Source organism: Pseudomonas japonica (genome assembly GCF_900188455.1).
Classification (GTDB): domain Bacteria; phylum Pseudomonadota; class Gammaproteobacteria; order Pseudomonadales; family Pseudomonadaceae; genus Aquipseudomonas; species Aquipseudomonas japonica.
Genome location: NZ_FZOL01000002.1, coordinates 511924 through 521740, shown reverse-complemented (window position 1 = coordinate 521740; position 9817 = coordinate 511924). Strand labels below are relative to the sequence as shown.

The window sequence follows — 9817 nt, the reverse complement described above, 5'->3', positions numbered from 1 at the left end:
AACATCTATCGTTACACCCTGGCCGGTACCGAAGTATCCGCACTGCTGGGCCGTATGCCTTCGGCAGTAGGTTACCAGCCGACCCTGGCTGAAGAGATGGGCGTTCTGCAAGAGCGCATCACCTCCACCAAGGAAGGTTCGATCACCTCGATCCAGGCCGTATACGTACCTGCGGACGACCTGACCGACCCGTCGCCAGCGACCACCTTCGCCCACTTGGACGCCACCGTCGTACTGTCCCGTGACATCGCTTCCCTGGGTATCTACCCAGCGGTAGACCCACTGGACTCGACTTCCCGTCAGCTGGATCCACTGGTGATCGGTACCGAGCACTACGAGACCGCTCGTGGCGTTCAGTATGTTCTGCAGCGCTACAAAGAGCTGAAGGACATCATCGCGATCCTGGGTATGGACGAGCTGTCCGAGACCGACAAGCAACTGGTTGCCCGTGCTCGTAAGATCCAGCGCTTCCTGTCCCAGCCGTTCTTCGTGGCAGAAGTCTTCACCGGTTCTCCAGGCAAATACGTTTCCCTGAAAGACACCATCGCTGGCTTCAGCGGCATCCTCAAAGGTGACTACGACCACCTGCCAGAACAAGCGTTCTACATGGTCGGCAGCATCGACGAAGCGATCGAGAAAGCCAAGAAACTGTAATCCCGGCGCCCCGAAAGGGGCGCTAATCAGGTCGAGGCAAGCAAATGGCTATGACAGTCCATTGCGATATCGTCAGCGCGGAAGGAGAAATCTTCTCCGGTCTGGTCGAGATGTTGGTTGCACACGGCAACCTGGGTGATCTTGGTATCGCCCCGGGTCACGCGCCGCTGATCACCAACCTCAAGCCGGGTCCGATCACGCTGACCAAGCAAGGCGGCTCGCAGGAGGTGTTCTACATCTCCGGTGGCTTCCTTGAGGTCCAGCCGAACATGGTCAAGGTTCTCGCCGACACCGTGCAGCGCGCTGGTGACCTGGATGAAGCTCAGGCGCTGGAAGCAGTGAAAGCTGCTGAAAATGCCCTGAATGCAAAAGGCGCGGATTTCGATTATTCGGCCGCCGCCGCACGTCTGGCCGAGGCCGCAGCCCAGCTGCGTACCGTCCAGCAACTTCGCAAAGGCCGTTGATTCGGTCACTCGCGAAGCGATTGAGTTAAAGGGTAGCCTCGGCTACCCTTTTTCTTTTTCCGCTGTATTTCTTCCGGTCACAGCGCTGACCACCCAGGATTGGTAGCCAGTCAATGTCTCTTGATATCGTTATTCTCGCTGCGGGCCAAGGCACGCGCATGCGTTCCGCGTTGCCCAAGGTTCTTCATCCGGTCGCTGGTGATTCCATGCTCGGGCATGTTATCCACAGCGCTCGTCAGCTTCAGCCGCAAGGTATTCACGTCGTGATCGGCCATGGTGCCGAGCTGGTGCGGGACCGTCTCGCCGCGGACGATCTGAATTTCGTGCTCCAGGACAAACAGCTGGGGACCGGCCACGCGGTTGCACAAGCCCTGCCGGCGCTGAGCGCCGACACCGTGCTGATCCTGTACGGCGATGTGCCGCTGATCGAGGTCGAGACCCTGCAGCGCCTGCTGGCCAAGGTCAACGATCAACAGCTGGGCCTGCTCACCGTCACCCTGGACGACCCGACCGGCTACGGCCGCATCGTTCGCGATGCCGACGGCAAGGTTTCCGCCATCGTCGAGCACAAGGACGCCAGCGACGCGCAGAAAGCCATCCGCGAAGGCAACACCGGCATTCTCGCGGTACCGGGCAAGCGTCTGGCCGAGTGGCTGGGTCGCCTGTCCAACGACAACGCCCAGGGTGAGTACTACCTGACCGACGTGATCGCCATGGCGGTGTCCGATGGCCTGGTGGTCGCCACCGAGCAGCCGCACGACCCGATGGAAGTGCAGGGCGCCAACGACCGTCGTCAACTGGCCGAACTGGAGCGGCACTATCAGTTCCGTGCTGCCCGCCGTCTGATGGCCCAGGGCGTGACCCTGCGCGATCCGGCACGCTTCGACGTGCGTGGTGAAGTCACCGTCGGTCGCGACGTGCTGATCGATATCAACGTCATTCTCGAAGGCAAGGTGGTCATCGAGGACGACGTGCAGATCGGTCCGAACTGCGTGATCAAGAACAGCACCCTGCGCAAGGGCGCAATCATCAAGGCCAACAGCCATATCGAAGGTGCCGTGCTGGGCGAGGGCAGTGATGCCGGCCCGTTCGCGCGCCTGCGTCCCGGTAGCGTGCTGGAAGCCCGGGCCCATGTGGGTAACTTCGTCGAACTGAAGAACGCGCATCTGGGCGAAGGCGCCAAGGCCGGTCATCTGACCTACCTGGGCGATGCCGAGGTAGGCGCGCGCACCAACATCGGCGCTGGCACCATCACCTGCAACTACGACGGCGCGAACAAGTTCAAGACCATCCTCGGTGAAGACGTGTTCATCGGCTCCAACAACTCGCTGGTCGCGCCTGTGGATATCCAGGCGGGTGCCACGACTGCCGCCGGTTCCACCATTACCCAGAACGTCGAGGCTGGCCAACTGGCTGTAGGCCGCGGGCGTCAGCGCAACATCGACGGCTGGAAGCGGCCGGAGAAGATCAAGAAGAGCTGAGATATCCACAGCGTGAAAAAGGGCCGACTCGTGCTGTGCAGGAGTCGGCCTTTCTCTTTGTCGGGTCGCTGTGGAAAAGCCAGGCTGGGGATAATGTTATCCACATCGCCTTTTTTCGAATTGTGTCTTGACCCGATGAGCACTTTGGGTTTTGATTGCCGCCATTATCTTTCGAACCGAAACTTAAGCGCGAATGTCGAAACGAAACACACCTCAGCGTCGCCACAATATCCTCGCCTTGCTCAATGAGCAGGGCGAGGTGAGTGTGGATGAGCTGGCCAGGCGTTTCGAAACTTCCGAAGTGACCATCCGCAAGGATCTCGCCGCGCTGGAGAGCAATGGCTTGTTGCTGCGTCGCTATGGTGGCGCGGTCACCCTGCCGCAGGAACTCATCGCCGATCAGGCCCAGCGAGTTTCCCAGTACAAGAAAGCCATTGCCCGCGCCGCGGTTTCGCGGATTCGCGAGCATGCGCGGATCATCATCGACAGTGGCAGCACCACGGCCGCGATGATCCCGCAACTGGGCCAACAACCGGGCCTGGTGGTGATGACCAATTCGCTGAATGTCGCCCGCGCCCTCAGCGAGCTGGAGCACGAGCCGGTGCTGCTGATGACCGGTGGCACCTGGGACCCGCATTCGGAGTCCTTCCAGGGCCAGGTCGCCGAGCAGGTGCTGCGTTCCTACGATTTCGACCAGTTGTTCATCGGTGCCGACGGCATCGATCTGGTTCGAGGCACCACCACCTTCAACGAGTTGCTCGGCCTGAGCCGGGTGATGGCCGAGGTGGCTCGCGAAGTGATCGTGATGGTCGAGTCGGACAAGGTCGGGCGCAAGATCCCCAACCTCGAGCTGCCCTGGAGCAGCGTGAATACCCTGATTACCGATGAACGCCTGCCCCGTGAGGCACGCGAACAGATTGAAGCCCGCGGCATCAACGTGATTTGTGCCGCTATCAGCCAGGAGCATTAACTTATGTGTGGAATCGTTGGCGCCGTCGCCGAGCGCAATATCACCGCCATTCTGATCGAAGGACTGAAGCGTCTGGAGTACCGCGGCTATGACAGCGCCGGTCTGGCCGTCTACACCCAGCAGGGCGCGCTCGAGCGCCGTCGTCGCATCGGCAAGGTCAGCGAACTGCAGGCCGCCGTGGTCGCCGATCCGCTGGCCGGCCAACTGGGTATCGCCCACACCCGTTGGGCCACCCACGGTGCGCCGACCGAGCACAACGCCCACCCGCATTTCTCCGGCGATCAACTGGCCGTGGTGCACAACGGCATCATCGAGAACCACGAAGTCCTGCGTGAAAACCTGAAGTCGCTGGGTTATGTGTTCAGCTCGGAAACCGACACCGAAGTGATCGTGCATCTGCTGGACCACACCCTGAAATCCACGCCCGACCTGGTCGACGCGCTCAAGGCCGTGGTCAAGCAACTGCATGGCGCCTATGGCCTGGCCGTGATCAGCGCCAAGCAGCCTGATCGCCTGGTCGCCGCGCGCAGTGGCAGCCCGCTGGTGATCGGCCTGGGTCTGGGCGAGAACTTCCTGGCATCCGACCAACTGGCCCTGCGTCAGGTCACCGACCGCTTCATGTATCTGGAAGAAGGCGATATCGCCGAGATCCGCCGCGAACAGGTGAGCATCTGGGACGCCAGCGGCGCTGTCGTGCAGCGTGAAGTCGTGCAGTATCACGAAGGCGCGGAAGCCGCCGACAAGGGCGAGTACCGCCACTTCATGCTCAAGGAAATCCATGAGCAGCCAACCGTGGTCCAGCGCACCCTGGAAGGCCGTCTGGGCAGCGATCATGTGATGGTCCAGGCTTTCGGTCCGAAAGCCGCCGAGCTGTTCGCCAAGGTCCGCAACGTCCAGATCGTCGCCTGCGGCACCAGCTACCACGCCGGTATGGTCGCCCGTTACTGGCTGGAAGAGCTGGCCGGCATTCCGTGCCAGGTCGAAGTCGCCAGCGAGTTCCGCTATCGCAAGGTGGTGGTGCAGCCGGACACCCTGTTCGTTTCCATCTCCCAGTCCGGCGAAACCGCCGACACCCTGGCGGCCCTGCGCAACGCCAAGGAGCTGGGCTTCCTCGGCAGCCTGGCGATCTGCAACGTCGGCATCAGCTCGCTGGTGCGTGAATCCGACCTGACCCTGCTGACCCTGGCCGGCCCGGAAATCGGTGTCGCTTCGACCAAGGCCTTCACCACCCAGCTGGTTTCGCTGATGCTGCTGACCCTGGCCCTGGGCCAGGTGCGTGGCACCCTGGGCACTGGCGTCGAAGCCGAACTGGTCGAGCAACTGCGTCGTCTGCCGGTGCGTCTGGGCGAAGCCCTGGCGATGGATGCCACCGTGGAGAAGATCTCCGAGCTGTTCGCTGACAAGCACCACACCCTGTTCCTCGGCCGTGGCGCGCAGTTCCCGGTGGCGATGGAAGGTGCCCTCAAGCTCAAGGAAATCTCCTATATCCACGCCGAAGCCTACCCCGCGGGCGAGCTGAAGCATGGTCCTCTGGCCCTGGTCGACGACGACATGCCGGTGGTGACCGTTGCGCCGAACAACGAACTGCTGGAGAAGCTCAAGTCCAACCTGCAGGAAGTCCGTGCCCGCGGCGGCCAGTTGGTGGTCTTCGCTGACGAGCAGGCCGGCATGAGCAATGGCGAAGGCACCCACGTCATCGCCATGCCGCACATCGCCGATGCGCTGGCGCCGATCCTCTACACCATCCCGCTGCAACTGCTGTCGTACTACGTTGCCGTGCTCAAGGGCACCGACGTCGACCAGCCGCGCAACCTGGCGAAGTCGGTTACCGTCGAGTAACCAATCGTCCGCGTTGACGCTGTAATCAAAGCGGTAACAGGAGCCGGAGAGAGCAGTCTCCCGGCTCCTTTGCTTTCAGAAGCAGCACGCTGTTCCCTGAACCTGGAGTGGACCAGCAGCACTAAGGCAAATACGCCCCGAACCCACACCAGGCCCCGCGCAACATCCTTGTTTGACACGTCCCTATCCGGACTCCGCCGCCAGCGCTTCCTGAGCCAGCCAATCCATGAACTCCTTCACGGGCGACTTGCGTTCGCGCCCTGGAATGCACACGGCGATGTAGCGCGCGCCAGGCAGTCTTATCTCCGGACGGCAGGGCTTGAGCAGCCCGCGGGCCACGCTGTCGGCCACCAGCACGGTGCTTGCCAGTACCGCGCCATACCCTGAGATGGCGGCTTGCAGGGCGTAGTGCTCGTCATCGTATTCGCGAAGGATGGCCTTGTTCAGCCAGGCACTGCGGTTGGCGGCGATCAGCCAGTGCTCCCAATCGATCAGGATGCTCGACGGGGTTCGCCAGTGCACATTGATGAGCTCGATCGGACTGCTGTCGTCGCGCTCGATGGTTCCGGACGGTGAGTACGCGCAGAAACTTTCCTGCATCAGGGGAAGTTGATGCAGGTCGGGATACTCACGCACGCTGCAACGAATGGCGATGTCCACCGAGCTCTTTCTGAGCAGGTCGGTGACTTCGTTGCTGGTCTCGACCCTGACTCGAATGCTCGGGTGGCGACGATAGAATTCGCCCAGACGCGGGATCAGCCACAGGCTGGCGAAGGCCGGAGTGGTGGTGATCGTCAGGCAGTCCTGTCGGACATGGGGTTGGAGCGAGTCCAGGCTGTGGCTGATGTCGATGAATGACATGTGCACCTGGTCGTACAGGCGCTGGCCATCACTGGTGAGCCTGACCCCTTGGCCGGTGCGCTCGAACAAGTGGGTGGACAATCGAACTTCCAGGGCTTTCACCTGGTGCGATATCGCCGCGGACGTGACGGCGAGTTCCTCGGACGCTGCCTTGAACCCCCCGAGCCGGGCAGCCGACTCAAAGGCTCGCAGTGACGTCAGGGGCAGCTTCAAGAACATCCATGTCACCTGTAAAAAAATTAAGCCGGGCAAAGTTTATGTTGCTTGATTGCACGTTACGCTCGGATGTATTTTTTTTCAAGATGTTACATGGGGCGTTTGAAGTTAGCGCCCGGCATTATCAGGATAAAGCTCAGGCGAAATAAACTTGCTATGCAAGCGCGGGCGCGTGGAAGTAAGGAATTAATTGCCATTAATGGGCTGGTAACTTCGTGGTTGATTTGAAGCGGCCTTAGCCTTTTTCGAATCGCGAGGTGAAACGATCGATCTTATTCAGGGATGAGGAATAGGCCATGACGGCATTTACTTCTGTGCCGGCATTGAGTGTGCCGGGCGGTAGCGCCAGGAAACAACTGTTTTCGGTAATGTTCGAGGGTTATAAGCGGGCACCCGGCGTGCTGGCGGTGTTGCTGCTTTCGGCGATGTTCCTGGGAGGCCTGGCCCTGCTTGTGGAAGCGCAGGGGCTCCTGCTTCATCTGCTAGCCGTACCGATGGTGGCGCTCGCCATGATCCTGGCCCTGTACCTGTCGCATGATTGCGCGCACTTGCTGGTATTTCGCAACCACAAGAGCAACATCGTGCTCGGCGAAGTATTGTCATTGATCAACGGTCTGGCCTACAGCTCGTTCGATGAATATCGGCGTGATCATATTCGCCACCATGCCGACAAAGTCGACTTGATCGGCGTCGATATGAATAAGTTCTTGCAGACAATGCCGCGTTGGTTGTCGTGGACGTTGTTATCCCTGGAAAAGGTATATATCCCCGGTTGTTTCTACGCGATCAAGTTCCAGACGATCGTCAGCGGTTTGAAAGGCTCGCATCGGGAAAGAATGCGCGTGCTGTTTTGCCTGGCCTGTTATTCGGCATTGTTCTTCGTACTTTCAACGGCTTCGGTCGTATCACTGGCTCTGTTGTTCGTCGCGTCGTTCATTCGCATCCATGTCGCCAGGTTCGTCGATGCGTTCCAGCACAGCTACGAGCAGGTCGAGCCCGATACGGACACCCCGATCAGGTATTCCAAGACCTACGAGTTGCACAACACCTATTCGGTGCCGGTCGCGAGGAAGTGGACATGGCTCAACTACCTGATTCTCAACTTTGGCTATCACGGCACCCATCACGCGCTCCCCAGTTGCCCGTGGTACCTGCTGCCGGTCCTGGAGCGGGAAATCCTCAAGCTGAATGGGGTCGAGCCTGCCGCGCTGCTGGAGAACAGGCCCGAGTTTTCCTTCGCAAACCTGCTTGCGGCTTATCACCGGCGGCGTGTCGACCGGCTGTTGGCTGAACACGAAGGCACGCCCTACGACGAGCAGGGCCTGTTCTCTTTCGAACACTTCACCGGTGCTTATACCGACAAGTTGCTGGGTTGATGGGCGGCCATGCCGGCAACCCAGCCCCGGGTACTGACGTGCATGGCTGCAAGGCGCCTGTCGCCGTTATTTGATATCAATGACGAGGTCAAAATGAGTGAGTTCCGCTCTGCAGCAAGTTCCATCCCGGTTATCGATGTCAGCGCCCTGCGAGAGGGGCGTGAGATACCGAAGGCACTTGTTATGGAGATTGACAAGGCATGTCGGGAAATCGGTTTCTTCACGATTATCAACCACGGTATCGATGCCGCTGTCATCGACGAAGTGCTCGCACAGACCCGAGCGTTCTTCGACCTGCCGCAAGATCTCAAGGACTCGGTTGAAATCCACAAGTCGCCCTATATGCGTGGCTACTTCAACCAGGGCGCTGACAAGTCGGACGGTATCCTCGGGGATGTGAAGGAAGGCTTCGACATGGCTTCCGACCTGTCGCGCGATGATCCCTATGTGCAGGCCGGGTTGCCGTTCTATGGCCCCAATGCGTGGCCGGAGTTCCAGCCCTCGTTCAAACCGGTGATGCTCGACTATCACGCGCAGGCGCTGGCCTTGGGGCAGAACCTGCTCAAGGTCTTCGCGCTGGCCCTGGAAATGCCGGAGGACTACTTCCACGACAAGTTCGTCAAACCGATGGCCCAGTTGCGCGTGCTGCGCTATCCGCCGACGCCACACCGCGAAGGCCAGGCCATCGGTGCCGGTGAACACACGGATTTCGGCTGGATTACCATGATTGCCCAGGATGGTGCCGGCGGCCTTGAAGTGAAGAACGCCGCGGGTGAATGGATCGCGGTGACGCCCATCGAATCGGCGCTGGTGGTCAATGTGGGTGATCTGATGTCACTTTGGACCAATGATCGCTACACCGCGACGATCCATCGGGTGTTGAACAACGGCAACCAGGTGCGCTATTCGGCTGCATTCTTCATGGACCCAGACTACAAGGCGAAAGTGACCTGCCTGCCGAGCTGCATTTCCCATGACAATCCGCGCAAGTACGAGCCCATCGTCGCCGGTGAATATATGGATCGCAGGTTCCTCGAAACAACGACGTTCCGTGACACCCAAGAACCCCACAGGAGTAACGAACATGCTTGATAAGGGATCGTTGGCATTCTATCTGTCGGCCGCCGCGGCGATCGTCGGGACCGTGGGGTACCACATGCTCATGAAGAAGGTCCCCAGCACCATCAACCCGGTGGTGTCGTTGATCGGGATCTACGTGGCGATTGTCATCCTGGCGGCGTTGATGCTGCCCTTTTTCCTGAACAACGGGACGTTCGTCGCCAGCCTCAAGCAGATGACCTGGATCCAGGCGGGTATCGCCGCCTGCATCATCCTCATGGAAATCGGCTTCCTGCTGATGTATCGAAGTGGCTGGGACCTCAGCACCGGCAACGTCGTGACCGGAGCCATCATCAACGTTGCGTTGGTGTTGGTGGGGGTTCTGATCCTCAAGGAGGGGCTGTCGTCCATCAACATCGTTGGCGCGGTGCTGTGCATCGTCGGGGTGGTGCTGATCGGCTACAAAGGGACCGCGCCATCGACGGAAACCCTGGCCGAACCCCTGTCAGCCCTGCAGACACCGCTGCTGAAACAACAGGAAGATTCTGCCAGTTCCTCTCGATAGCGATGCATGGAGCGGACGCGGTCCGCTCCATGCCGTTGCCTGTTTTTCCGCAGGCCTGCTGAGCCGCCCACTCAGGCCCATTGGGGCGGACAGTCCGTCGACAGACCTGCGGATTTTTTCTTCGGGCCAATGGTCCGGCCATCACCACGGCGTTGCGCCGCGAACTGCTTCCAGCAGAAACGATCTGCCGTACAAAATCAGTGAAAACAGACAAGTATCTGTCCTGTCCACACGATCAACTTCCCTCCAGACCCAGTAAATTCGGGGTCATCACGCCTTCCCGGTGGCTTGCGCGGGCAACATCAAATTGCCATTCTGCGACGTGCTGAAAC

At 60.1% G+C, this 9817-nt stretch carries 9 protein-coding genes; 8 read left to right on the top strand and 1 reads right to left on the bottom strand.

The features are described from left to right. From CHB99_RS30030 to glmS, 5 genes are all read left to right on the top strand, one after another. Positions 1-654 (top strand): ATP synthase beta subunit C-terminal domain-containing protein (locus tag CHB99_RS30030; RefSeq protein ID WP_487379628.1); only part of this gene is annotated, 654 nt, incomplete at its 5' end. Positions 655-698: 44 nt separating this feature from the next. Further along, entirely contained in the window at positions 699-1118 is a 420-nt protein-coding gene (locus CHB99_RS04635) for a F0F1 ATP synthase subunit epsilon (RefSeq protein ID WP_042121646.1), read from the top strand. Positions 1119-1231: 113 nt separating this feature from the next. Continuing rightward, positions 1232-2599 (top strand): bifunctional UDP-N-acetylglucosamine diphosphorylase/glucosamine-1-phosphate N-acetyltransferase GlmU, encoded by a 1368-nt coding sequence (gene glmU / locus CHB99_RS04630; RefSeq protein WP_042121645.1) that lies wholly within the window; start codon positions 1232-1234, stop codon positions 2597-2599. Between the two features lie 193 nt (positions 2600-2792). Beyond that, the gene (locus tag CHB99_RS04625; RefSeq protein WP_042121643.1) at positions 2793-3569 is read left to right on the top strand and encodes a DeoR/GlpR family DNA-binding transcription regulator; all 777 of its coding nucleotides are present in this window, start codon (positions 2793-2795) and stop codon (positions 3567-3569) included. Positions 3570-3572: 3 nt separating this feature from the next. Beyond that, a complete protein-coding gene (gene glmS, locus CHB99_RS04620; protein ID WP_042121642.1) occupies positions 3573-5408 on the top strand; it encodes a glutamine--fructose-6-phosphate transaminase (isomerizing) in 1836 nt (611 codons plus the stop codon). A 183-nt stretch (positions 5409-5591) separates the two neighbouring features. On the opposite strand, the gene CHB99_RS04615 is transcribed toward glmS, so the two are convergent. Then, positions 5592-6488 (bottom strand): LysR substrate-binding domain-containing protein, encoded by an 897-nt coding sequence (locus CHB99_RS04615; RefSeq protein WP_042121641.1) that lies wholly within the window; start codon positions 6486-6488, stop codon positions 5592-5594. Between the two features lie 293 nt (positions 6489-6781). Between CHB99_RS04615 and CHB99_RS04610 the strand changes: the two genes are divergently transcribed. The 3 genes from CHB99_RS04610 (at position 6782) to CHB99_RS04600 (ending at position 9485) form a co-directional block, all read left to right on the top strand. Then, the gene (locus tag CHB99_RS04610) at positions 6782-7861 is read left to right on the top strand and encodes a fatty acid desaturase family protein (protein ID WP_084702513.1); all 1080 of its coding nucleotides are present in this window, start codon (positions 6782-6784) and stop codon (positions 7859-7861) included. A 93-nt stretch (positions 7862-7954) separates the two neighbouring features. Next, the gene (locus tag CHB99_RS04605) at positions 7955-8953 is read left to right on the top strand and encodes an isopenicillin N synthase family dioxygenase (RefSeq protein ID WP_042121639.1); all 999 of its coding nucleotides are present in this window, start codon (positions 7955-7957) and stop codon (positions 8951-8953) included. Next, entirely contained in the window at positions 8946-9485 is a 540-nt protein-coding gene (locus CHB99_RS04600; protein ID WP_141137239.1) for a hypothetical protein, read from the top strand. The genes CHB99_RS04605 and CHB99_RS04600 overlap by 8 nt, the downstream gene beginning before the upstream one ends. Positions 9486-9817: the final 332 nt, after the last annotated feature.